The following is a 22,433-nucleotide window of genomic DNA, read 5'->3' as shown; positions in this document are numbered from 1 at the left end:
GTTTGCCCTACCGGAGGTAGGGCGCCAGCCAACCGAGCGTGTCTTCGGTCGGGCCGCCGGGTTTGTACTCCGCCCCAAGGGGCATGGTATAGCCCAGGTCTCGGATGTGGGCGAAGACATGGGCATAGTTCACCTCACCCACGTCAGGCCGCCCCCGCGCCGGGACACCCGCGAATTGGATGTGACCCACCTGGGGCTGCAGCGCCTCTAGCCGGTGGGACAGATCGCCCTCCATCAGTTGCACGTGGTAGCAGTCGAACATCAGCTTGAGGTTCGGCGCGCCGATCTCCGCGATGATCGAGGTCGCCTGATCGGTGGTTGTCAGGAAATAGCCCGGCGCGTCATAGCGGTTGAGCGGTTCAATCAGGATGGTCCGGCCAGCCTCGGCGGCGCGGGCGGTGGCATAGGTCAGTGTTTCGACAAAGGCGGCATGGGCCTCGGGGCCTTGGGCGAACCCGGCCATGACGTGCACGGCGCCCGTGTCGGTGGCGGCGGCATAGTCCAGGGCCTGGTCCACGGCGGCCCGCGCCTTGGCGCCGCGACCGGGCAGGGCCGACAGGCCGTTTTCGCCCGGATTGCCGCGCGAGGTATTCAGGCCCAGCATCGGCAGCCCGGTTTCCTCCAAGGCGGCGCGGACCTCCGCAGCGGGGGTGTCGTAGGGCCAGTGGCATTCGACGGCTGCGAAGCCCGCGGCCTTTGCGGCGCGGATCGCATCCGGCAACGACAGGTCGGTCCACAGGAAGCCCAGGTTGGCAGAAAACCTCATACGTCCCACTCCACGTTGAATTTGGTCACCAGGGCTTGGACGTCGGCGGGCGACAGCATGTTGGGTGTCACCCCGCGCAACATCATGGCCAGGCGGGCGGTGTCTTCGAGTTCTTCGATGGCGTTGCAGGCGGCCTCCACGTCCTTGCCAGCGACCACGGGGCCGTGGTTAGCCAGCATCACCGCCGAGCGCTTACCGGCCAGTCCCCGCACGGCCTCTCCCATGGCGGGATCGCCGGGCAGGAAGAAGGGCAGCAGTTTGACCTTCCCGAGCTTCATGATGCCGTAGGGTGTCAGCGGTGGCAGGAAGTTGTCTGCGTCCGCATCGGGCATCATCGACAGGGCGACGGAATGGCAGGAATGCAGATGCACCACCGCCCCGGCCGTGGACCGCGTGTCGTAGAAGGCGGAATGGAGCGGCATTTCCTTGGTGGGTTTGTCGCCGCCGATGAGCCTTCCCTGAGCGTCAAAACGCGACAGGCGGCCCGGATCGAGCCGCCCAAAGCTGGTCCCCGTGGGTGACACCAGCAGGCCGCCATCCTCGGTCCGGGCGGAGATATTGCCGGTGGAGCCGCCGGTCAGTCCCCGGTCGAACATGGATTTGGCTAGCAGGCAGATCTGCTCGCGCAGGGCGGTCTCGGGGCTCATGGGGTGTCCAGTTTGGCAAGGGCCGTGGCGAAGAAGTCTTCGGCCCCGAAGTTGCCCGACTTGAGCGTGAGCGCAATGGGGTGGCCGCCCGATTGGCAAAAGGTCCAGGGAACGCCGGGCGCGATCTCTGCCCCGATGTCGAGGCGATCCACGGCCAGCGCCTGGGTGACGGCGCCAGAGGTTTCGCCGCCCGCGACCACGAAGCGGCGCGCGCCCGCATCGCGGGCGGCGGTGGCGCATGCGGCTAGGGCTGCCTCGACGACCTCACCGGCGCGGGCGGTGCCGAGGGTGTCCTGGGCGGCTTTCACCTGGGCGGGCTCAGCGCTGGCGTAGATCAGGGGCGCGCGGGTCAGGTCCTGGGCGCCGAGCCAGGCCAGAGCCGCTTCTGGCCCATGATCGGCCAGGTGTAGCGGGTCCAGTTGGTGGGCGGGCGCGCCGGTGGCCATATAGGTCGCGACTTGGGCGCGGGTCATGGCGGAGCAGCTGCCAGAGAGGACCACCGCCTTGTCGGCCAGGGCGGGCACCGTGACGCCAGGGGCGTCAGCGGCCAGCAGCCCGTCGCGCAGGTAGAGGCCGGGCAGGGGCATGGCCACGGCGCTGCCGCCGGTCATCAGGGGCAGGTCGCGGCAGGCTTCGGCGATGACGTGGAGGTCGGCATCGGCGACGGCGTCGACGACCACATGGGCCACACCATCACGGGCCAAGGCATCGAGCCGCGCCGCCAAGGCCCCGGCGCCCTGGGCCACGGTGAGGTGATTGGCGAGGCCCACGGGCCGGGTCACCTGCGGCTCCAGCAGACGCATGAGGTTGCTGTCCCGCATGGGCGTCAGGGGATGGTCCTTCATGGGGCTTTCGGCCAGGGGTTGCTCCCCGACGAAGAGGTTGCCCATGTAGATCGAGCGCCCGTTTTCCGGGAAGGCGGGGCAATAGATCGTCTGGTCCGTGCCAAGCGCGGCCATGAGCGCCTCGGCCACGGGGCCGATGTTGCCCTCAGCGGTGCTGTCGAAGGTAGAGCAATACTTCCAGAAGAACCGCTGCGCCCCCGCCGCGCGGAGCCAATCGAGCGCGCGGCCCGTCTCGGCCACGGCCTCGGCAACGGGCGCTGTGCGGGATTTGAGGGCTATGACCTCGAACGGCGCGGTGTCGGAGGGTGGGGTGTCTGGCACGCCGATGCGCAGGGACACCCGCACGCCAGATCGCGCCAGCAGCCCGGCAAGATCGGTCGCGCCCGTGAAATCGTCGGCGATGCAGCCCAGGACGGTGGCCATGGCTCAGCCCTCCCCGGGCAGGGTCAGGCCTGCGTTGCGGGCATAGACCTTGGCCACGGCGGCATCGTCCTCACCACCCAAGCCCATGCCCGCGGCGGCCAGGTACTGCTGCATGGCGGCTGCCGTGATGGGCGCGCTGAACTGCGCCGATTTGGCGATATCGAGAACGATCCCGAGGTCCTTGGGCCAGATGTTGACCGAGCTATGGGGCGTGTAGTCGCCTGCCACGATATGGGGCGCGCGGTTCTCCAGCATCCAACTGGTGCCCGCGCATTTGGAGATCACCTCGACGAAGGCGTCGGGCGCAACGCCCTGGGTCATGCCGAACGTCAGTGCCTCGGCCATTGCGGCGATATGGACCCCCGCAAGAAGCTGGTTCACGGCTTTCATGGCCGATCCCGCACCTGCGCTGTCGCCCAGTTCAAAGACAGTCTCGGCCATGGCGTCGAGCGCGGGGCGGGCGGCGGCGAACGCCTGCGGTGTGCCCGAGGCCATGATCGAGAGTTGGCCCTTGGCGGCCTTGACCGAGCCGCCCGAAATCGGCGCATCGAGGTAGAGTACACCATGTTCCGCGCAGCGGGCCTCCATCGTGCGGGCGAAGTCAGGTGCGACCGTAGCGCAGGAGACGACGACAGCGCCGGCCTTCATGTGGGGCACGACGCCCTCTGGGCCAAACAGGACCGCCTCGGTCTGGGCCGCGTTCAATACGGCGACCACCACGGTGTCCACGTCGGGTGCCACGTCGGCCAAGTCTCCAGGTGCGCCCCCGGCCTCGGCGAAGGCCGCGACCTGTGTTGGAGAGATGTCATAGCCGTGGGTGCGGTGCTGACCCCGCAAGAGGGAGGTCGCCATGCCAAAGCCCATGGAGCCGAGGCCGATGAGCGCGCTATGGGGTTGGTCGGTCATTGCCGGTGCTCCTTGCGGGTCTGCCGCAGAACGTGGGCCGCGTCGCGGCGGTGGGACCGTAGTCGATAGACGCGGTCGGAAGATGTGATGAACAGGGTCTGGCCGTCGTCCCCGCCAAAGCAGAGGTTCGAGGTTTGGGCGGGCAGGGTGATCTTACCGATCAGGCGCCCCCCGGGCGTCAGGCAGTGGATGCCGTCCAGGGCGGAGGTCCAGACGTAGCCTTCGTGATCCACACGCAACCCGTCGGGGACGCCGGGGTAGATCTCTGCGAAGACGGCGCCGCCGGTCAGGGTCGTGCCATCGACGTCGAAGACGCGGATATGGTGGGGCAGGTTGTAGTCGATGCCCGGAAAGCTGGCCCCCCGGATCGCACCGGAGTCGGCCACATAGAGCTTCGCTTCGTCAGGCGAGAAGGCCAGTCCGTTGGGTTTGTCGAAGTCCGTTGCCACTGTGGTCAGGGTGCCGTCGGTCGTCAGGCAGTAGACGTGGCACCCCGGCTGCTCCGGCTCTGCCGGGTAGCCTTCGATGTCGGAATTGATGCCGTAGGGCGGGTCGGTGAACCAGATCGAGCCGTCGCTGCGCACCACTACGTCATTCGGGGAGTTCAGGCGTGAGCCACCGTGGTGGGTGGCGAGCGGCAGGGCGGTGTCCAAGTCTTCGGGGGTAGCGCGCCGCACAACGCGGCGCCCGCCGTGTTCGCAGCTGACCATCTGTCCCGACAGGTCGAGCGTGTTGCCGTTGGCGAATTCGCTGTTGGCCAAGGCCGTCGTGACGCCGCCCGCCTCGGTCCAGCGCATCATTCGTTTGTTGGGGATATCATTGAAGTAGAGGCCGCCGTTCACCCAGACGGGCCCTTCGGTCCAGGTGCAGCCCTCTGCGATGACCTCGGGCGGGGTGTCGGTGTCGAGGAAGGTCGCAAACAGCGGATCGATGATCTCATAGCCTGGTGTGTCGGTCATGTCCGGCCTCCGCGCCGCAGGGTTTGAAACAGCAGCATCGCCAGGATGATCGCGCCGAAGATAATGCTGCGCCAGGCGTCCGAAATCTGCGCCACGGACAGTACCGAATTCAGGATCGTGATGAAGAGCACGCCGCCAATGGTGCCAAACAATCCGCCGCACCCACCCAGGATCGAGGTGCCGCCGATGACCACGGCGGCGATGGTCGGCAACAGGAACGGGTCGCCCATGGATTGGTAGGCTTGGTTCGCATAGCCCGCGAGCAGCACACCGCCCAGGGCGGAGCAGACACCGGCGATCACAAAGGCGCCCACCACCACCGAGCGGGTCGAAACGCCGGACAGGTAGACCGCCTTCTCGTTATAGCCGATGGATCTTAGGTATCGCCCAAAGCCGCTGCGCGTCATCACCAGGGCCAGGGCAAGTGAGACGGCCATCCAAAACAGGAAGGAGACCGGCAGGCCAGCGATAGATCCGGTGGCCAACCAGGACATTAGGGCGCTGCTCTCGCCCCGGGGGTTGAAGCCACCGGTATTGAGGACAGCCAGCCCCAACAGGATCGAGTTGATGGCGAGGGTCCAGACCATCGACGGAATGCGCAGGATCGTCACCCCCAGCCCGTTGACTGCGCCTACGGCGGCGCCGAACAGAATGGCGGCGGGAATGGCCAGGGCGATGAGGGCGGCGTTCCCGGACCCCGCCATGGCGGTGGCCACAATGGCCGCGCCGTTCAACGTCCAAGGCACGGACAGGTCGATATGACCGAGCAGGATGACGATGGTCGCGCCGGTGGCGAGGACCCCCAGGAACGCCGCGATCTGGAGTTGCTGGGTGAGGTAGTCGAGGCTCAGCACCTGGGGAAAAGCTGTGCTGGCCCCCAGGATCAGCAGCAGCGTGCCGATATATGGCAGGAGGGCCTCCAGGTTGATCCAGGACGGCAGGGGCCGCGTCAGGGTCATCATCGTCCGAAGGCCTCCAACCGGTTGCGGGCGCGCAGGATGTCGGCGCCTCCGATGGCGATGGCCACGGCGAGGATCATGCCCTCGAACAAGGGCTGGGCCAGTGAAGGGATGCCGGAAAAGAACATCAGCGCTGCGATGGTCTTGAGGATGAAGGCTCCGATCAGTGCGCCGATCAGACTGCCGGTGCCGCCGCGCAGAAGGACGCCGCCCAGCACCACTGCCGCGATGGAGTTGAGGGTGAAGTTCGGCGCGATGCCCGCATCACCCGTGGTTGTCACGAAGGTATAGAAGAGGCCCGCGATGGCTCCGAACAGTCCGGCGAGGCTAAAGGCCGCGAGGCGAATGGTGGTCACCGGCATACCCGATTGGAACGCGCCCTGGGCCGAAGACCCCACCGCATAGAGCCCCAATCCCAATCCCGTGCGCCGAAACGGCAACCAAAAGGCAAAGACCAGGACTGCAACGATCACCAACGCTGTTGGAACACCAAACAGGTCGAGCGTGATGGCATCGGCCAGGTCGTAATTCACCGCACCGCCCGGTGTCGGCCGCAGGATCAGGGCGATGCCGACGAAGATCGACGCCGTGGCCAAGGTCACGACGATGGGTTGGATCCGGCCAAAAACCACCAAGGCGCCGTTCAGCAAGCCGCACAGCACGCCCGCCACCAGGACCGCGACGATGCCGAGCCCGATGGCTACGGCGCTGCCATCCAACAAATGCGAGGCCAGCGTGTTGGTCAGGGCCATGACCGCGCCCACCGACAGGTCGATGCCCCGGACAATCACGGCAAAGAACTGCGCAATCGCGACCAGCCCCAGGATCACGCATTGGTTGGCCCAGATTGTGAGCACATATGTCGAGGCGCCGCGCGGGTGCGTGCCGAGATAGACCGAGAGCAGCACCACGAGGACGCCGCTTGCGATCAATTCACGCCGGTAAGCGGAGAAGAAATCACGCATGGGCAACCCCTCCGTCGGACGGAATATTGAGGGAGGCCGCGATGATGTTCTGTGCCGACAGATCGTCCCCGCTCAAGGACCGGGTTACCGCGCCATCGTAGAAGATATGGGTCTCATCGCAGAGATGGATCAGCTCTTCGTAATCGGTGCTCAGCAGCAGGATCGCCGTGCCCGCATCGGCCAATTCGCGCAGGAGGGTATAGATCTGGGTTTTGGTTTTGACGTCGATCCCGCGTGTCGGGTCGGCGAGCAGGAGGACCTTGGGCGCCAGCGCGAGCCATTTGGCCAGAACGACCTTTTGCTGATTTCCCCCAGACAGGGAGGAGACCGGCAGGTCCAGCCCCCCATGTTTCAACTCCAACCGATCCAGCGACCCGGCATAGAGCGCCACGTCCCCGGCAGCGAGATCGGCCCGACCCATGGCCGCCAGGTCCAAGTTTTCCATGATGCTCTGGTCTTGGATCAGCCCGTCGGCCTTTCGATCCTCGGGGATATAGGCCAGCCCGATGTTGGCTTGTTTGGCCGCTTTTGGGCCGGTGGTCGGGATCGGGGCGCCGTTGATGCGCAGGGTCCCTTCGGTGCCTCTCAGCAACCCAAACAGACCTTGCAACAGGCGCGACTGGCCCTGTCCGTCCAATCCGCCCAGGCCCACGATTTGCCCTGCCTTGACCGTGAAGGAGGTGGGTTTGACCTCGGGCTGCCAGGCAAAATCCGCCACGTCCAGAACCGTCTTGGCATCTTGGGGCAGGGACCGCTTGGCCGGGAACAGTTCGTCGATGCGTTGGCCCACCATCATGTCGATGATTGCGGCGTAGTCATGGGCGCCATTGGGGAAAGTCTCCACCCGCTGACCGTTGCGGAAGACCGAGATCCGGTCGGCCAGGGCTTCGATTTCGTGGAACCGGTGAGAAATGAAGAGGACGGCAACGCCTTCGTCCCGTTGTGCGCGGATCAGGTCGAAGACTTTCTCCACGACCGAGGCATTCAGGGCCGAGGTGGCTTCGTCCAGGATCAACAGCTTCGGTTTTCGGATCAGGGCCTTTACGATCTCGACCTGCTGGCATTCGGCTAAGGTCAGATCGGAGACCTTCGCGCCAAGCCGGATGTCCTGCCCGTCAATTCGGTCAAGCAGGTCTCGGGCCGTTGCCAGTGGGCTGCGGTCCAGGCGGCCTAGGCGGGACCCCGGTGCGCCCAGAAGGAGGTTCTCCTGCACGCTCAGATCGGGAACCAAAGACAGTTCCTGGTACATGCAGACAAAGCCTGCTCGCAGCGCATCGCCAGGTCCCTTGAAGGTCACAGGCGTGCCCCCGGCGCGCAGCACGCCGGACGTGGGACGGATCACGCCGGATATGGTCTTCATCAACGTCGACTTTCCGGCGCCGTTTTCCCCCAAGATTGCGTGGACCTCTCCGGGGAAGCACTGGAAGTCGACATCCTTCAACGCCACGGTGGCGCCAAATGTCTTGGTAACCGCTTCAATCGAGACGATCGGCGTCGGTAAGTCTGTCATGTCAATCTCGGCGGCGTCGGTCGCAGGCCCAGGGGGGCATGCGACCTGGGAAGGGGCGGATCAGCTGTCTTCGGGCGATTGGCCCAGCAGTTCCTCGGGCGTGAAGGGGGCGAAGCAATCCTCAAACCCGGTGCCGGTGTTGAACGACTTGGGCAGGTCCGGGAAGTAGTTCACCCCCGGTGCCAAATCGGCCGCCGCGACCTGTGGGATCGGCAGATAGACGGTCTGCGGCAAAGCATGTCCTTCCAGCAAGGCGACGGCTGCCTCCAGTGCGACGGCGGACATGGCTGGCGCCTGGCTGGCCGAAACGCCTGGGATGTCCAACTCATCCATCAATATGCGCACGCCGTTTTCCCCATCGACACCCATGGGCACGATTGGATGACCCGCGGCCTGCATGGCGTTGATCGACCCGGCAGAGCCGTGCTGCGAGACGACGGCATCGAACTGACCGTGGGTGGCCAAGGCATCGGCCACGACCTTTTGGCTGGTCCCGGTGTCCCAGTTGCCGACGACCTCCACAATCTCGAGCCCCTCGACGTTTTCCAGAACGCTCATCATGCCCAGGCGGCGGTCGCGATCCGTGGCGTTGCCAGGCAGGCCGTTGACCATGAGGATCTTCGAGGCCTCGCCCCCCAGTTCATCCATCACCGTCTGTGCCTTGAGCGCGCCCAGCGCCATCTGGCTTTCGTTGATCTGCACGACCTTATCGGTGTCCAGCACGTTGTCGAAGGGCACCAGGATTGTCCCGGCCCGGTCGGCGCGGCGGATCACCGGCTCGAACGCGGTGGGGTTCACGGCGATGAAGGTGATCGCGTCATATCCGGCAGCGATGAAGTTATCGATGGCCGCGATCTGTGCGGCGCTGTCGTTGCCGACGGACACGACGGTAAACTCATCAATCTTGGCGGCATTGTCCGCACGCGCGGCCCAGGCCTTGGCAGATTGGATGGCCTGGATGCGCCAGTCGTTTCCAGCAAAGCCGTTCACGAATGCGATTTTGTAGGGGCCGTCCTTGGCGTCGTAGGAAATGGTGGATGTCCCCGGGGCCGGTGCGAAGCATTCGGCGCGGTGGGTGTCTTCGGCGGTGGCAGCGGTCGCGGTAATGGCCGCCAGCGCGGTCCCTGCTAGCAGTGTTCTCATGTGGTCCTCCCTGACCTGACGGGGCTTGGGGCCCGCCGTCCCGGCCTGTCTGCGTCCATCTTTCCCGAGATGTGTTTACGTAAACAGGTAGTACAAAGGGGATATGTGGTTACGTAAACAGAAGTCAACATGGAGAGTTCGGGTGGCCAGATCGACGTCCAGCAAAGCCGCGTCGCAGGGGGGCAAACCAGCGCGTCCAACCATGCATGACGTGGCAGGCGCGGCGGGCGTCAGTCAGATGACGGTGAGTCGTGTTTTGCGGGGCGAAGGCTATGTGTCCCAAGACGTTAAGAAGCGGGTGGCCGACGCCGTCGCGGATCTGGGATACATCCACAACCGCTTGGCGTCGGTCCAGCGCGGTATGAAAAACAACATGGTTGGGGTCATCCTGCCGACCTTGAAAAATACCGTGTTCACAGACGTCCTTGGCGGGATCAACGACGCGCTGGCGCAGTTGAACATGCGGCCCATCTTTGGCGTGACCGAGTATTCGGAAGCCGAAGAAGAGACGCTGGTCCGCGACATGCTGGCTTGGCAGACCTGTGGTCTGATCTTACCCGGTTTGGAGCACTCTGACGCGGTCCGCCGGGCCGTGGCCCAGACCGAGGTGCGCGTGGCCGAGATCATGGACGTGGAAGGACCGGCGATCTCGGCCTCCTTCGGGATTTCTCAGCAAGCGGCAGGGACGGAGATGGCCGAGCACCTGTTGTCGCGTGGATATCGCAACATTGCCTACCTGGGCAGCCAGGGCGGCGGGGATCTGCGGGCGGCCAAGCGCTACGGCGCCTTGAAGGCAACGCTCCAGGCGGGCGGGGCGCGCATTGTGAACGAGCGGATCGCGGACGCGGCCTCCTCCATGCCGCTGGGCCGTGCCTTGACGGAGGCGTGTTTGACCCAGGCGCCGGAGTGCGATGCGATCTATTTCTCAAACGATGATTTGGCTGCCGGAGGGTTGATGCACTGCCTGGCTGCCGGTGTCTCCGTTCCCGAAGATGTCGCCTTGGCGGGGTTCAACGGGCTGCCGTTTCTAGATGCTCTGCCCCGGCAGATAACCACCACCCGAACCCCACGGTACGAGATTGGTGCCCAGGCTGCGCGGTTCGTGGCTGGGGCCGTTGCAGGGCCTGAGAGGGCCCACGTCCTTGCGGCTGACTTGGTCGTCGGGGACACAACCTGATCCAACAGAGATGTACTTTTCCGGGCCTAATTTGCAAAATGCCTGAAAAAGACGTCGAATTTGTATTATTCCCAGCGAAGATCGTACTAGAGAAGATGAATATTTCATCGCTTTCTAGACGGCATGTGCAGGCCAAACGCCTGCCAACCGGGAGGAAATTATGAAGAAAATGACTGTGTCAGCCCTCGCGCTGGCGGCCGTTGGTGTGACCTCTGGGGCGATGGCTGACGGCCATGCGACCGAGCTGACCATCGCCATCGTGAACAACGGCCACATGATCAACATGCAGACCGTCGCCGAGGCCTATACCGCAGAAACCGGCGTCGCTCTGAACTGGGTATCCCTGGAAGAAGGTGTCCTGCGGGAACAGGTGACCTCCGACACCGCAACGGGTGGCGGCGAGTACGACATCATCAACATCGGTATGCAGGAAGCCCCGATCTGGGGTGCTGCGGGTTGGATCGAAGCGCTGGAGTTCGGCGCCGAGTACGACATCGATGACATGCTGCCCGCGATCCGCAATGGCCTGTCCCACGAAGGCACGCTCTATGCCGCGCCCTTCTACGGCGAATCTTCGATGGTGATGTATCGCAAGGATCTGACCGACGCGGCCGGCGTCACCATCTCCGACAACGATAGCTGGGACAACATCAAGGCCGCCGCCGCTGCGATCCACAACCCTGACGAGGTCTACGGCGTGTGCTTGCGCGGCAAGCCAGGCTGGGGCGACAACATGGCCTTTATCACCACCATGGTGAACAGCTTCGGCGGCGCCTGGTTCGATGCGGATTTCCGCCCGCAACTCGACAGTGACGCATGGAAGGCCGCTATCGAGTTCTACGTGGATCTGCTGGGCACCTACGGCCCCCCGGGATCGGAAGGGAACTCCTTCAACGAGATCCTCGCCCTCTATAACGAAGGCAAGTGCGGGATGTGGATCGACGCCACCATTGCGGCCTCCTTCCTAGAGGTTGACGGTGTTGCCTATGCCCAATCGCCCAATGCCGGAAACCCGGTCGGGGCAAACTGGCTCTGGGCTTGGGCCATGGCGATCCCTGCCGGGTCCCCCAACGCCGAGGCCGCGGCTGACTTTATCGAATGGGCCACCTCCAAGGACTACATCCAGGCCGTCGCCAACCACCCTGAGTTCGGCTGGGGCTCCGTGCCCACCGGCACGCGCGCATCGACCTACGCCTATGACGAGTTCAAGGCCGTCGCTGGCTTTGCTGACGCCGAGATGGCCGCCATCGAATCCGCCGCGCCAGAAGCGACCGACCTGAAGCCCTATGTGGGTGTCCAGTTCGCCGCGATCCCGGAATTCCCGCAGGTCGGCTCTGCCGTCGCGCAGGAAATGGCCGCAGCCCTGTCCGGTGCCAAGACCGTGGAAGAGGCCCTGGCCGACGCGCAATCCGCAGCGGACGCCATCATGTCCGAGGCGGGCTACTACTAAGCCGTACGGCTGAGCGCCGAGGGGGCACGCTCCCCTCGGCAACCCCGTCCGTTCGCTGAGGCCCGTGCCAGCTGCATCGGGTCAGGACGTTTATCCTGACGGTCCGAGGATCCCCTTCCATGTCCAACCGCACGATGCCCCGTCTGCTCCAAACGCCCGCAGTCCTGCTGCTTTTGGTTTGGATGCTGGTGCCCTTGGGGATGACGCTGTTCTTTTCGTTCATCCGCTACGTTCTCAACAGCTTGCGGCGCCCGGAATGGACGACGCCATCGCTGGAAAACTGGCGGGGCTTTGGCAACTACCAGTTCGTGTGGAACAACGATGGCTTCTGGCTGGCCATCTACAACTCGGTCTTCATCGTCTGTTCGATCATCATCCTAACGGTGACCCTGGGTTTGGCCATCGCGGTCCTGATCAATCGCAGTTTTCCTGGACGAGGGATCGTCCGCGTGCTGCTCATCTCGCCGTTCTTCGTCATGCCTGCGGTGAATGCCGTGCTTTGGATCAACATGATCCTCGACCCAGTGTTGGGTCTCCAGGGTTTGGCTGTGGCGGGGATCAACGAAATCCTTGCCGGGCTCCGGGATTTGCCGTTCTTGGGGGCGTTCTTTTCCCTCTGGCCCGACCTCGCGCCGATCTCGTTCCGCGCGACGCAGACCTCGGCCTATGCAGTCATCCTCATGGTGACCTGGCAGTGGACGCCGTTCGCGATCCTGATCTTCATGACCTCGCTGCAATCCGAGGACCAACAGCAGAAAGAAGCCGCCATTCTCGACGGCGCCAACGCCTGGTCCCAGTTCCGCAACCTGACCCTGCCGCACCTGGGGCGGCCCATCGCCATCGTCGTGATGATCCAAGCGATTTTCCACCTGTCGCTCTATGCCGAGATCGAGATCGTCAGTCGCGGCAATGGCAATAAGAACCTGCCCTATCTGATCGGCGAATTCGCCACCAACAACATCGGCGCCGCCAGCGCCACGGGCATCTTCGCCGTCATCCTTGCAAACATCGTTGCCATCTTCCTGCTGCGGATGATCGGCAAGACCCTGATGGACTGAGACCATGGCCGCCGTTGCACAGCATTCCAAATTCAGCAAAATCGCGTGGCCGGTCTTGGCCTGGGTCGTGGCGCTGATCTTCTTCTTCCCGATCTTCTGGATGGTCCTGACCAGCTTCAAGACCGACGCCGATGCGGTGAAGCCCGAGAACCTGATCGTCTTCCAGCCGACGTTGGAAAACTATCTGAACATGACCGAGAACTACGACTATTGGCGCTTTGCCATCAACTCGGTCATCACCTCGGTCTTCGCCACGATTTTCACGCTGGTTGTCGGCGTGCCTGCCGCCTACGCCATGGCCTTCAACCCCAGCCGTCACACCAAGGATGTGCTGATGTGGATGCTGTCGACCAAAATGCTGCCGGCGGCTGCGGTTCTCTATCCGATGACATTCCTTACGAAGAACTTCCTAGGGATCTTCGACACCCATTTCCTGATCATCCTGGTGCTCAGCCTCATCAACCTGCCCATCGTGATCTGGATGTTGTTCACCTACTTCAAGGAGATCCCGAAGGAGATCATCGAGGCGGGTCAGATGGACGGCGTCTCCACCTGGGGCGAGATCAAGGACATCCTGATCCCGCTGGCCTGGGGCGGCGTCGCGTCCACCGCGCTGCTGTGCTTCATCTTCTGCTGGAACGAAGCCTATTGGACCGTGCGCCTGACGACCACCGATGCTGCGACCCTGTCCAAGCTGATCGAGGGCAACCGCGCGCCCGAAGGATTGTTCTTCGGCCGCCTGTCCGCCGTGTCCACCGCAGCCGTCGGTCCGATCATTGTCCTGGGGTGGTTCTGCCAAAAGCAGCTTGTCCAGGGCCTCACCTTCGGAGCCGTAAAATGAGCGCAGCCCCCACCGATTTGACCGGTAAGACCTGTATCGTCACAGGGGCCAATGGCGGCATTGGGATCGCGATTGCCGAACACTACGCCCAACTGGGCGCGCGCGTCCTCACTACTGATGTGGGCGAGTCCTTCGCCGGTGCGTGTCCAGCCGAGCATCGGGCCTTCGACCTGCTATCGTCCGAGGGGCTGCAAGACTGTCGCGACTGGATTGATGCGGCTCAGCCGGACGTCTTCGTCAACAACGCCGCGCTTTTCGACATGGGAAATGTGTTGCAGGCAGATCTGTCGCAATATGACCGGCTGTTCGGCCTGAACGTGCGCGCGATGTATGCGCTGATGCAAGCGGCGGCGGCGTCGATGGTTGCGGCAGGCAAGTCCGGCTCTATCATCAACATGGCCAGTCAGGCGGCTCATCGCGGCGAGGCGCTGGTCGCCCATTACTGCGCCACTAAGGCGGCTGTCATTAGCTACACCCAATCCGCCGCACTGGCGCTGGCGCCCCACAAGATCCGCGTGAATGCGATTTCTCCAGGTGTCATCGACACGCCGATGTGGGCCACGGTCGATGGTCTGTTCGCCAAGTTCGAAGGCAAGGCCCCCGGCCAGAAAAAGCGCGAAGTCGGTGAGGCGGTGCCCCTTGGGTACATGGGCCACCCCCGGGACGTGGCCCGGGTCGCCGTGTTCCTGGCCTGCGCGCAGTCCGACTACGTCACCGCCCAGACGCTGAGCGTCGATGGCGGCAACGTCTTGAGGTAGCGGCCATGTCTTTGCTCACCCCAGAGGTCGAATTTGTCGACCGCGCGACCGAGTCGATCCGCTACCTGGAGCATGGGTGGCCGACGGACCTGTGCCGATGGCACAGCCATGAGGAATACGAGCTCCACCTGATCGTCGCCACGCAGGGCAAGGCCTTTGTTGGCGACTACATCGGTCCGTTTCGGCCTGGCGCGCTCTTCCTGACAGGGCCGAACTTGCCCCATAACTGGGTGACCGATGAAATCGGCAAAGCCCAGGCGGTGCCTTTGCGCGATATGTTGGTGCAATTCGACCGGGCCAGCCTTGAGCATCTGAAAGCGGCCTTCCCGGAGTTTCGCGCGCTGGACCACATGCTGGCGCGCTCCGCTGGCGGGGTGGAATTCGTGGATTTCGACTTGTCCACGGCCCACACGCTTTTCGCTGCGGTGCGCGATGCCAAGGGGGCGGATCGCATCCTGAAGTTCCTGAACCTTTTGCTCACGGTGAATGCCCACCCGCAGCAAAAACGCCTGTCCGACCACAATGTGGCCTTCCCGAACTTCCAGGCCAACCGGACGCGGATTGCCGATGTTGTGGATCACATCACCACTCATTTCGCCGAGGACCTGAGCCTGGAGCAGGCGGCGACGATGGCCCACATGAGCACGGCGGCCTTTTCGCGGAACTTTCAAAAGCGCACAGGCACGCGATTTACCGAATTCCTGACCAAGGTGCGCATTGGACAGGCCTGTTCGATGCTCCAGGCAACCGACGAGAAGATCGCCACGATCTGTCACGAGGTCGGGTTTCGCAACTTGGCCAACTTCAACCGCCATTTCCTCAAGGTGAAGGGCATGACCCCTTCGGCCTTTCGCGATGTGACGCGGGCCGAACTTCTTCCACAGAGACCCAATGCCAATGACTGACGCCAAGATCTTCAAGACGGGCTACGACCGGGCGGCTTGTTCCATTGGTCTGGTCCACATCGGCTATGGCGCGTTCCACCGGGCGCACCAGGCGGTTTACCTCGACGACTACATGCAGGCGACGGGAGATTTGCGTTGGGGGATTGCGGCGGTGAACCTGCGCGCCTCGGAGTCGGCGGCCTTCCGTCAGGCGGCGCAGTCGAAGGATGGCTATGCGCTCAAGACCATCGCGCCGGACGGCACGCAGGAGTTTCGGGTCGTCCGGTCCCATCTCGCCTTTGTGGACGCCGCCCAGGACCTCGGCGCGGCACTGGATTTGTTCGCGGACCCGAAGGTCACGGCGGCCACGGTCACGGTCACCGAGAGCGGCTATTCCTATCGCGATGATTGGACCCTGGACCTGGGCGCGCCCGCTGTTGCCGGGGACCTGTCGCAGGGCACCGCTCAGACGATCTACGGTTTCCTGGCCCGGGCCTTGGCCCATCGTGCCGCTGTCTTGGACGCTCCGTTGACCGTGCTGTGTTGCGACAACATCCGCCGCAATGGGACTGTGCTGGAGGCAGCCCTCCTGAGCTTTCTGGAAGCCGCGGGACAGGATGATTTGGCGGGATGGGTCCGTGCCAATGTGAGGTTTCCCTGTTCCATGGTGGATCGGATCACGCCCCGCGCCACGGCGGCCCTGTCGCAGGAGGTTGCCCAAGTGGCCCCGCGCCACGCCGACAGCCCCGTGCATTCGGAGTCTTTCACCCAATGGGTGCTGCAGGATCATTTTGCCGGCGAGATGCCCGATTTGACACGGGTCGGCGTCCAGGTTGTCGATACCGTCGACCCCTTCGAGGAGGCGAAGATCCGTATCCTCAATGGTGGCCACACCGGTCTCGCGTATTTGGGCGCTTTGGCGGGGTACTCAACCTTTGACCAGGCCATGGGCGACCCCGCCTTGCGCGCGCATTTCGATGCTTGGGAGGAGCAGGATGTGCTGCCCGGTTTGGCCGGTCATGTCCCCTTTGACACCACGGCCTATCTGGCCGAGATCGCGCGCCGGTTCGAGAATCCAGGGATCGCCGATCAGTTGGAGCGGATCTGCATGGACGGCTACGCCAAGATGGGGATCTACATTTGCCCAACCATCGAGGCCTGTCTGGCCCAGGGCAGGACACCCAACGCGGGCTATGATTGCATCGCCTCCTGGGTGGTGTTCGCGCGCAAAGCGCAGGCCGGGACCGCCAAGGTCCCCTATCAGGAGCCGCTCTGGGATAGGCTCCAACCGCTGCTCAACAAAGACCGAGAAGGGGATTTGGTGTCGGAGCCGACGCTCTGGGGCGCTTTGCCCAAGCGCTATGCGTCCTTTGCACCCGCACTCCTGTCCGCAATTCACAGAATGGAAGACCAATGGCAGGACTGACGCTTCGCAATATCGCCAAATCCTATGGCGCGACCCAAGTGATCGAGAGCATCGATCTCGACGTTGAAGACGGGGAGTTCGTGGTCTTTGTCGGCCCGTCGGGCTGCGGGAAGTCTACGCTTTTGCGGATGATCGCTGGCCTTGAGGAGATTTCGGGCGGGGAGCTGTCCATCGGTGATCGGGTGGTCAATGAGGTCGCGCCCGCCAAGCGCGGCGTGGCCATGGTGTTCCAGACCTACGCGCTCTACCCCCATATGACGGTCTACAAGAACATGGGGTTTGGCTTGAAACAGGCCAAAACCCCCCCGGATGAGATCGACGCAAAGGTCCGCGCCGCCGCCGAGATCCTGGACATCACGCCGCTTTTGGAGCGGACCCCGCGGGCTTTGTCCGGCGGTCAGCGCCAGCGCGTGGCCATTGGGCGGGCCATCGTGCGCGAACCGGACGTGTTCTTGTTCGATGAGCCGCTGTCCAACCTTGATGCGGCCCTGCGCGTGCAAACCCGGATTGAGATCGCGCGTCTGCATGAACGTCTCGGCACGACCATGATCTATGTCACCCACGATCAGGTGGAGGCCATGACCCTGGCCGACAAAATCGTCGTTCTGCGCGGTGGCAATATCGAGCAGGTCGGGACACCCATGGACCTATACCACAATCCGCGAAACATGTTCGTCGCGGGCTTCATCGGCAGCCCTAAGATGAACTTCTTCGGCCAAGGGGATCTGACGCCCGGTGGGGCGGCTCTGTTGCCTGACGACGGCCATGTTCTGGGGCTCCGACCGGAGCATCTTCGGCCCATGGAGGCGGGCAGCGCCCTGGTCGAAGCGGTGCCGGACCTCATCGAAAACCTGGGCGAATACGCCTTGGTCCATTGTCGGACGGCGTCCGGGGTCGCGTTCATCGCCAAGACGACGGATATGGTCGGCTTTGAGAAGGGCAAACCGGTCCCGCTCGGCGCAGACCCCGAGCGGCGCGCTCTGTTCGACAAAGCGTCTGGCCTCCGGATCCTATCGGCATAAGCGGTCCGTGCTGGGGCGCGTGATCGCATGCGCCGTCAGTCAGTTTGGGAACGGCTAGCAGGCCGGCCTTGGATCTGACGTCATCGTCCATCCGGTGTGCGGTCACGTCGCGCCGCTTGAACTGACACCCCGTGTGCCAAAGCCATAGCCTGCTGTCCTAGCGCCGCGCGGCCCTCTCCCCTCGCGAAGCTGTCCTTAAGATGTCAATTGCGACCCGCACCTTTGCGGGCAGGTAGGTCCGGCTCGGGTAGAGCAGCCAGGCCGCCGTATCGAACGTCGTCGCGGTCGCGTCATGGCCCGGCAGGACATCAACCAACGTCCCGTCCCGGAGATCCTGCGCGATAAGCCAATCCGCCAGGAGAGCGGGGCCGAGCCCCTCCTTCGCTGCATCGCGCAAGGCCAAAGGGTTAGAGATCAGAACCGGCCCGCGGATCGGGACCGTCCGGGTGTGGCCGTCCGGGTCGCGCCGAAAGGTCCAAGCGTCCCGATGACCGGGCAGCGTTCCTCGCAGGCAGGCCATGGCACCCAGATCGCTGGGGCCAGACGGCATCCCGTTTTGCGCAATCCAGTCCGGAGTCGCCACGACGCGATATCGCGTCCCATGGAGACGGGACGATATCAGCTCCCCCTCGGGGGCGGGGGCAAGTCGGACCGCCAGGTCGATCCGCTCCGCGACCATGTCCAACGTGGCGTCCGATAGGATCAGCTCCACCTCCAGATCGGGCGCGGCAGCCCGCAGGCTCGACAGCAGCGGAATGAGGCGGACCGTTCCATAGGCGACGGAGGCCGTGATGCGCAGGTGTCCCACGGGGCGCGCGCGCGTGGATTGGGCCGACCGCCTCGCGTCCTCCAACTGATCTACTAATGGGGCGACGCGCAGCAAGTACGCCTCCCCCTCGGCGGTCAGCGACAGGGTGCGCGATGTCCGTTGGAACAGCCGGATACCCAGCCGATCCTCCACCGCAGCCACAGCGCGGGAGATCGACGAGGGGTTCATCTCCGTCTCGCGCGCGACGGCTGAGAAACTGCCGAGGTCCGCCACACGAAGGGCGAGGGTAAGGGCGTTGATATCCATCTGTGCAAGATGCGCAAAGGGGTAGTGTTCGGCAAGGCATATCGCGCAATAGTGGCCCGTGGCATCTCAGCACCCAACACCACCCCAACCAATAGGACGCTGCCATGCTGTACCGACTTCTGACGCCCACGCTGATGGTGCTTGCCACCCCCCTTGCCGCCGAACCGAGGGAGTGGACCCTTGATTTGGGCCATGCGCATATCGGATGGGAGGTCGATCACCTGGATCTCGCCCGTACGGTCGGACGCTTTGACAGGTTCGGTGGAACCTTCCTGATCGACGAACAGGCGCCGGAGAACTCTCGCATCACTGTCACGGTGGATGCGGCGTCGGTGAATTCGAACCATGAGGGTCGCGACACCCATATCCGAAACGCAGATTACCTGAATGTGGGTCTCTTCCCCGAAGTCACCTTCGTGTCGGACCAGATCACCATGACCTCTGACACAACGGGCCAGATGGGGGGCACCCTGACGATGCTGGGGGTCACCGCTCCGATTGTTCTGGACTTCACCCTGAAAGCCGACCGCGCCTACCCCGAGTATATCCCGAACTACGACGAGATCCGGACGGCCTCGTTTGAGGCGACGGGCACCATCACGCGGACAGATTTCGGCATGGATTTCATCGCCTTTCCAGGGTCACCGACGGGCCTTGAGATTGATCTCGATGTCCATGTGGATCTGGTCGATTGCAGCGCGATCCCTGCCGCCTCGGCGGACACGAACGTCCCCTGCAATTGGGGATACGTTGAGGGGTTCGCAGGCCCGAACGAGGGCTGATCGCCCAACCTCCAACCTTTCAGAGGAGACGTCCCATGGCTGACCCAACCCATCCCGACCTGACGGGGACCACGGCCATCGTCACCGGCGCCTCGCGGGGCATTGGTGAAGCAACCGCGCGGCATCTGGCGGCCCTAGGCGCGCAGGTCGTGCTCGCGGCGCGATCGGACCAAGACATCGCACGCATCGCCGCCGAGATCGAAGACGCCGGAGGCCATACCCAGGCCATCCCGACCGACGTGGCAAACAGCCAGGCCGTGGCTGACTTGGTTCAGGCCGCTTTGGCGTGGACGGGCCGCCTTGATCTGTTCGTCAACAATGCCGGGTTGATCGATCCCATTGCCCGGATCATGGACAGCGACCCAATGGCTTGGAGCGATGTGATCGACGTCAACGTGAAGGGGGTCTACCACGGGTTGCGCCATGCCATGCCGGTCATGGCCGCCCAGGAGGGTGGCGGCACGATCGTCAACATCTCGTCCGGCGCGGCCAACAGCACCTTGGAGGGCTGGTCCCACTATTGCGCTTCAAAGGCAGCGGTTCTGCGTCTCACGGGCGTTGCCCATACGGAGGCTAAGGATAAAGGCATTCGGGTTGTCGGGCTGTCGCCGGGAACGGTTGCCACCCAAATGCAGCACAGCATCTGGTCGAGCGGTGTGAACCCCGTGTCTCAGATCCCTTGGGAGGATCACATCAGCCCGGCGTGGGTCGCAAAGGCCATTGCGTTTCTGACGACCCCGCAGGCGGATCCGTGGCTTGGCCAGGACTTTTCGCTCAAGACCGCCGCTGGCAGGCAGGCGGTGGGCATGCCCACCTAGCCAGGGCGGATTGGTCGGTGCGGGGGGGCGGAGAGCACGGTGGTCTTTGGGCCAGCCGCCGCTGACGCGACAGGTACTCCGCTTGGCACGGCCGCAGGGGGACCTGTAAGCCTCCCGGTCGTCCCAATCCCGCCGGGAACATCCCTGGCACAACATCTGACTGCCTTTACAGGTTTTGACCCGGACAGCGGCACGCGCTCTGCCCAGGCTCCACCCCGCCGACTTATGCCTTTTCCACCGGCGTAATCGGACCCCCTTTGTCCGCCCATGACGTAAAGCCGTCTTTCAGGTGCGCGGCCTCAAACCCCATGTCTTGAAGCGTGGCCACGGTCAGTGCCGAGCGCCAGCCGGAGGCGCAGTGGAACACGTAGGTTTTGCCGTCCTGGGCAAAGACCTCTTTGTGGTAGGGGCTGGCGGGATCGACCCAGAACTCGATCATGCCGCGTGGCGCATGGACCGACCCAGGGATCGCGCCGGTGCGCTGCCGCTCCCGGATGTCTCGAATATCGACAATGACGACGCTCGGGTCATCGACCATCTGGATGAGGTCCTCTGTTTCGATCTCCTTGATGCGGGCGCGGGCGTTTTTGACCATTTCAGCGGCTGAGGTTCGGAGCATGTCTCCTCCTGGGGGGCTGCGACGTTGAACAGAAGCGCCGAAAATTGACACCGTCTTTGGCCGCGTGCAACCCTCGTGCCGGTGTGCGGGCTGCGTCGCAGAACATATCACGGGGTTCTCCAATGGATCGAACGGATGCCGTGTCGCTCTGGGACCGGTCGTCGGCGGAAGAAGACTACGTCAACCCTTTGATGGACGGGTCCGATGTGGACGTGGCCATTGTCGGTGGGGGCATCACAGGTCTGTCCACGGCGCTTCACTGTGCGGAACAGGGGTTTTCGGCGCATGTGCTTGAGGCGGAGCGCATTGGGCACGGCGGGTCCGGCCGGAACGTGGGTTTGGTCAACGCAGGCGTCTGGCGTCCTCCGGCGCAGGTCTACGCCCGGTTGGGTGAGACCTACGGGCCGCGATTTGTCCGGCGCTTCGGAGAGGCCCCGCAAAAGGTCTTCGACCTGATCGAGCGGCACCAAATTCGGTGCGAGGTCACCAAGACCGGTACGCTCCACGCGGCCCATGCGCCTTCGGGCTACGCGGGCCTTAAGGCGCGGTTCGAGGATTGGGATCGGCTTGGTGCGCCTGTCCAGCTTTTGACCCGCCAAGAGATGGCGGACAAAGTCGGGACGGATGTGTTCTTTGGCGGCCTGTTGGATCACCGCGCGGGCACCATAAACCCGATGGGGTACTGCCGTGGCCTGGCCCGTGCGGCGCGGGGTGCGGGGGCCAGGATCAGCACCGGCGTGAGGGCCAAGCAACTGCGAAAACAGGGCGGCGGCTGGACGGTCGAGACCGACCAGGGTTTGGTCAACGCCAAGTTCGTCGTGCTTGGCACCAATGCCTATACGGACGACCTCTGGCCTGATCTCAAACGCGTATTCACGATGATCCCGTATTTCCAGTTGGCGACCGCGCCGCTGGGGGATCGCGTGGCCCGTATCCTGCCGGAGCGTCAGGGCCTTTGGGATACGGGTCGCATCATGTTCTCGCTCCGCCGGGATATGTCGGATCGGTTGATTATTGGCTCCATGGGCACAATCGTTGGAAGTGTCGGACAGGGCCTGTCCCAACGCTGGGCGCGCAAGCAATTGCGTCGGCTGTTTTCCGACCTGGGGGCTGTGACCTTTGAGCGGGCCTGGCACGGTCAGATTGCGATGACGCCCGATTACCTGCCCAGGGTCTATAACTTGGACCGGGGTCTCTATACGGCGATTGGCTACAACGGACGGGGCATCACGACCGGGACGGTCTTCGGAGAGGCCATTGCCGGGTTGCTGATGGGCCGAGATCCTTCCGATCTGCCCTTGCCCCTAACGGACGTGCAAACCGTTCCATCCGCGCCCATCATGTCGCGTCTGTATCAAACGGCGTTTACCGCCAACCAAATTCTAAGAAGTCTCTGATCC

At 63.8% G+C, this 22,433-nt stretch carries 22 protein-coding genes; 11 read left to right on the top strand and 11 right to left on the bottom strand.

Features of this window, described 5'->3' with window-relative positions; genetic code table 11:
• Nucleotides 1–7 precede the first annotated feature (7 nt).
• From K5R33_RS04485 to K5R33_RS04445, 9 genes are read right to left on the bottom strand one after another with little or no spacing between them, the layout of a single operon-like run.
• Nucleotides 8–766: a hydroxypyruvate isomerase family protein gene (locus K5R33_RS04485; RefSeq protein ID WP_220747757.1), complete on the bottom strand. Its 759-nt coding sequence runs from the start codon at nt 764–766 to the stop codon at nt 8–10.
• A complete protein-coding gene (otnC, locus tag K5R33_RS04480) occupies nt 763–1,413 on the bottom strand; it encodes a 3-oxo-tetronate 4-phosphate decarboxylase (protein WP_220747756.1) in 651 nt (216 codons plus the stop codon). Before otnC ends, K5R33_RS04485 begins: the two co-directional genes overlap by 4 nt.
• Nucleotides 1,410–2,681: a 3-oxo-tetronate kinase gene (otnK, locus tag K5R33_RS04475; protein WP_220747755.1), complete on the bottom strand. Its 1,272-nt coding sequence runs from the start codon at nt 2,679–2,681 to the stop codon at nt 1,410–1,412. The genes otnC and otnK overlap by 4 nt, the downstream gene beginning before the upstream one ends.
• Before the next feature lie 3 nt (nt 2,682–2,684).
• A complete protein-coding gene (ltnD, locus tag K5R33_RS04470; RefSeq protein ID WP_220747754.1) occupies nt 2,685–3,587 on the bottom strand; it encodes an L-threonate dehydrogenase in 903 nt (300 codons plus the stop codon).
• On the bottom strand, nt 3,584–4,546 hold the full coding sequence (locus tag K5R33_RS04465; RefSeq protein ID WP_220747753.1) for an SMP-30/gluconolactonase/LRE family protein: 963 nt from the start codon (nt 4,544–4,546) through the stop codon (nt 3,584–3,586). The genes ltnD and K5R33_RS04465 overlap by 4 nt, the downstream gene beginning before the upstream one ends.
• Nucleotides 4,543–5,508: an ABC transporter permease gene (locus tag K5R33_RS04460; protein WP_220747752.1), complete on the bottom strand. Its 966-nt coding sequence runs from the start codon at nt 5,506–5,508 to the stop codon at nt 4,543–4,545. Before K5R33_RS04460 ends, K5R33_RS04465 begins: the two co-directional genes overlap by 4 nt.
• On the bottom strand, nt 5,505–6,470 hold the full coding sequence (locus tag K5R33_RS04455; protein ID WP_220747751.1) for an ABC transporter permease: 966 nt from the start codon (nt 6,468–6,470) through the stop codon (nt 5,505–5,507). Before K5R33_RS04455 ends, K5R33_RS04460 begins: the two co-directional genes overlap by 4 nt.
• A complete protein-coding gene (locus K5R33_RS04450; protein WP_220747750.1) occupies nt 6,463–7,980 on the bottom strand; it encodes a sugar ABC transporter ATP-binding protein in 1,518 nt (505 codons plus the stop codon). The genes K5R33_RS04455 and K5R33_RS04450 overlap by 8 nt, the downstream gene beginning before the upstream one ends.
• A 60-nt stretch (nt 7,981–8,040) precedes the next feature.
• Nucleotides 8,041–9,123 carry a sugar ABC transporter substrate-binding protein gene (locus K5R33_RS04445; protein ID WP_220747749.1) on the bottom strand — a complete coding sequence of 361 codons (1,083 nt, stop codon included), beginning with the start codon at nt 9,121–9,123 and terminating at the stop codon, nt 8,041–8,043.
• A gap of 202 nt (nt 9,124–9,325) precedes the next feature.
• Here K5R33_RS04445 and K5R33_RS04440 point away from each other — a divergent pair, with 202 nt between their 5' ends.
• From K5R33_RS04440 to K5R33_RS04405, 8 genes are all read left to right on the top strand, one after another.
• On the top strand, nt 9,326–10,300 hold the full coding sequence (locus tag K5R33_RS04440; protein WP_220747748.1) for a LacI family DNA-binding transcriptional regulator: 975 nt from the start codon (nt 9,326–9,328) through the stop codon (nt 10,298–10,300).
• 160 nt (nt 10,301–10,460) lie between these two features.
• The gene (locus K5R33_RS04435; RefSeq protein ID WP_220747747.1) at nt 10,461–11,750 is read left to right on the top strand and encodes an ABC transporter substrate-binding protein; all 1,290 of its coding nucleotides are present in this window, start codon (nt 10,461–10,463) and stop codon (nt 11,748–11,750) included.
• 119 nt (nt 11,751–11,869) lie between these two features.
• On the top strand, nt 11,870–12,808 hold the full coding sequence (locus tag K5R33_RS04430) for a carbohydrate ABC transporter permease (RefSeq protein WP_220747746.1): 939 nt from the start codon (nt 11,870–11,872) through the stop codon (nt 12,806–12,808).
• Between the two features lie 4 nt (nt 12,809–12,812).
• The gene (locus K5R33_RS04425) at nt 12,813–13,649 is read left to right on the top strand and encodes a carbohydrate ABC transporter permease (protein ID WP_220747745.1); all 837 of its coding nucleotides are present in this window, start codon (nt 12,813–12,815) and stop codon (nt 13,647–13,649) included.
• Nucleotides 13,646–14,407, top strand: coding sequence for an SDR family oxidoreductase (locus K5R33_RS04420; RefSeq protein ID WP_220747744.1), 762 nt, complete (start codon nt 13,646–13,648; stop codon nt 14,405–14,407). Before K5R33_RS04425 ends, K5R33_RS04420 begins: the two co-directional genes overlap by 4 nt.
• Nucleotides 14,408–14,412: 5 nt before the next feature.
• Nucleotides 14,413–15,312 (top strand): helix-turn-helix domain-containing protein, encoded by a 900-nt coding sequence (locus K5R33_RS04415; protein ID WP_220747743.1) that lies wholly within the window; start codon nt 14,413–14,415, stop codon nt 15,310–15,312.
• Nucleotides 15,305–16,717 (top strand): mannitol dehydrogenase family protein, encoded by a 1,413-nt coding sequence (locus K5R33_RS04410; protein ID WP_220747742.1) that lies wholly within the window; start codon nt 15,305–15,307, stop codon nt 16,715–16,717. The genes K5R33_RS04415 and K5R33_RS04410 overlap by 8 nt, the downstream gene beginning before the upstream one ends.
• Nucleotides 16,705–17,739 carry an ABC transporter ATP-binding protein gene (locus K5R33_RS04405; RefSeq protein ID WP_220747741.1) on the top strand — a complete coding sequence of 345 codons (1,035 nt, stop codon included), beginning with the start codon at nt 16,705–16,707 and terminating at the stop codon, nt 17,737–17,739. The genes K5R33_RS04410 and K5R33_RS04405 overlap by 13 nt, the downstream gene beginning before the upstream one ends.
• A gap of 157 nt (nt 17,740–17,896) precedes the next feature.
• Here K5R33_RS04405 and K5R33_RS04400 read toward each other — a convergent pair whose 3' ends face one another.
• Nucleotides 17,897–18,814, bottom strand: coding sequence for a LysR family transcriptional regulator (locus K5R33_RS04400; RefSeq protein WP_220747740.1), 918 nt, complete (start codon nt 18,812–18,814; stop codon nt 17,897–17,899).
• Nucleotides 18,815–18,918: 104 nt separating this feature from the next.
• On the opposite strand from K5R33_RS04400, the gene K5R33_RS04395 reads away from it, so the two are divergent.
• Nucleotides 18,919–19,596: a YceI family protein gene (locus tag K5R33_RS04395; RefSeq protein ID WP_220747739.1), complete on the top strand. Its 678-nt coding sequence runs from the start codon at nt 18,919–18,921 to the stop codon at nt 19,594–19,596.
• A gap of 35 nt (nt 19,597–19,631) precedes the next feature.
• Nucleotides 19,632–20,414, top strand: a complete 783-nt coding sequence (locus tag K5R33_RS04390; RefSeq protein ID WP_220747738.1) for an SDR family oxidoreductase — start codon at nt 19,632–19,634, stop codon at nt 20,412–20,414.
• 223 nt (nt 20,415–20,637) lie between these two features.
• On the opposite strand, the gene K5R33_RS04385 is transcribed toward K5R33_RS04390, so the two are convergent.
• Nucleotides 20,638–21,033: a rhodanese-like domain-containing protein gene (locus tag K5R33_RS04385; protein ID WP_220747737.1), complete on the bottom strand. Its 396-nt coding sequence runs from the start codon at nt 21,031–21,033 to the stop codon at nt 20,638–20,640.
• Nucleotides 21,034–21,155: 122 nt separating this feature from the next.
• On the opposite strand from K5R33_RS04385, the gene K5R33_RS04380 reads away from it, so the two are divergent.
• Nucleotides 21,156–22,430 carry an NAD(P)/FAD-dependent oxidoreductase gene (locus K5R33_RS04380; RefSeq protein ID WP_220747736.1) on the top strand — a complete coding sequence of 425 codons (1,275 nt, stop codon included), beginning with the start codon at nt 21,156–21,158 and terminating at the stop codon, nt 22,428–22,430.
• Nucleotides 22,431–22,433: the final 3 nt, after the last annotated feature.

Origin of the sequence: Jannaschia pagri, from assembly GCF_019655435.1 — a bacterium.
In the GTDB taxonomy this organism is placed as follows: Bacteria; Pseudomonadota; Alphaproteobacteria; order Rhodobacterales; family Rhodobacteraceae; genus Jannaschia; species Jannaschia pagri.
This window is presented reverse-complemented; position numbering and strand designations above follow the sequence as displayed.

Bases quoted from the DNA above. Each gene is read 5' to 3' on its own strand.
- K5R33_RS04485 (WP_220747757.1), bottom strand. From the start codon at position 766: ATGAGGTTTTCTGCCAACCTGGGCTTCCTGTGGACCGACCTGTCGTTG.
- otnC (WP_220747756.1), bottom strand. From the start codon at position 1,413: ATGAGCCCCGAGACCGCCCTGCGCGAGCAGATCTGCCTGCTAGCCAAA.
- otnK (WP_220747755.1), bottom strand. From the start codon at position 2,681: ATGGCCACCGTCCTGGGCTGCATCGCCGACGATTTCACGGGCGCGACC.
- ltnD (WP_220747754.1), bottom strand. From the start codon at position 3,587: ATGACCGACCAACCCCATAGCGCGCTCATCGGCCTCGGCTCCATGGGC.
- K5R33_RS04465 (WP_220747753.1), bottom strand. From the start codon at position 4,546: ATGACCGACACACCAGGCTATGAGATCATCGATCCGCTGTTTGCGACC.
- K5R33_RS04460 (WP_220747752.1), bottom strand. From the start codon at position 5,508: ATGATGACCCTGACGCGGCCCCTGCCGTCCTGGATCAACCTGGAGGCC.
- K5R33_RS04455 (WP_220747751.1), bottom strand. From the start codon at position 6,470: ATGCGTGATTTCTTCTCCGCTTACCGGCGTGAATTGATCGCAAGCGGC.
- K5R33_RS04450 (WP_220747750.1), bottom strand. From the start codon at position 7,980: ATGACAGACTTACCGACGCCGATCGTCTCGATTGAAGCGGTTACCAAG.
- K5R33_RS04445 (WP_220747749.1), bottom strand. From the start codon at position 9,123: ATGAGAACACTGCTAGCAGGGACCGCGCTGGCGGCCATTACCGCGACC.
- K5R33_RS04440 (WP_220747748.1), top strand. From the start codon at position 9,326: ATGCATGACGTGGCAGGCGCGGCGGGCGTCAGTCAGATGACGGTGAGT.
- K5R33_RS04435 (WP_220747747.1), top strand. From the start codon at position 10,461: ATGAAGAAAATGACTGTGTCAGCCCTCGCGCTGGCGGCCGTTGGTGTG.
- K5R33_RS04430 (WP_220747746.1), top strand. From the start codon at position 11,870: ATGTCCAACCGCACGATGCCCCGTCTGCTCCAAACGCCCGCAGTCCTG.
- K5R33_RS04425 (WP_220747745.1), top strand. From the start codon at position 12,813: ATGGCCGCCGTTGCACAGCATTCCAAATTCAGCAAAATCGCGTGGCCG.
- K5R33_RS04420 (WP_220747744.1), top strand. From the start codon at position 13,646: ATGAGCGCAGCCCCCACCGATTTGACCGGTAAGACCTGTATCGTCACA.
- K5R33_RS04415 (WP_220747743.1), top strand. From the start codon at position 14,413: ATGTCTTTGCTCACCCCAGAGGTCGAATTTGTCGACCGCGCGACCGAG.
- K5R33_RS04410 (WP_220747742.1), top strand. From the start codon at position 15,305: ATGACTGACGCCAAGATCTTCAAGACGGGCTACGACCGGGCGGCTTGT.
- K5R33_RS04405 (WP_220747741.1), top strand. From the start codon at position 16,705: ATGGCAGGACTGACGCTTCGCAATATCGCCAAATCCTATGGCGCGACC.
- K5R33_RS04400 (WP_220747740.1), bottom strand. From the start codon at position 18,814: ATGGATATCAACGCCCTTACCCTCGCCCTTCGTGTGGCGGACCTCGGC.
- K5R33_RS04395 (WP_220747739.1), top strand. From the start codon at position 18,919: ATGCTGTACCGACTTCTGACGCCCACGCTGATGGTGCTTGCCACCCCC.
- K5R33_RS04390 (WP_220747738.1), top strand. From the start codon at position 19,632: ATGGCTGACCCAACCCATCCCGACCTGACGGGGACCACGGCCATCGTC.
- K5R33_RS04385 (WP_220747737.1), bottom strand. From the start codon at position 21,033: ATGCTCCGAACCTCAGCCGCTGAAATGGTCAAAAACGCCCGCGCCCGC.
- K5R33_RS04380 (WP_220747736.1), top strand. From the start codon at position 21,156: ATGGATCGAACGGATGCCGTGTCGCTCTGGGACCGGTCGTCGGCGGAA.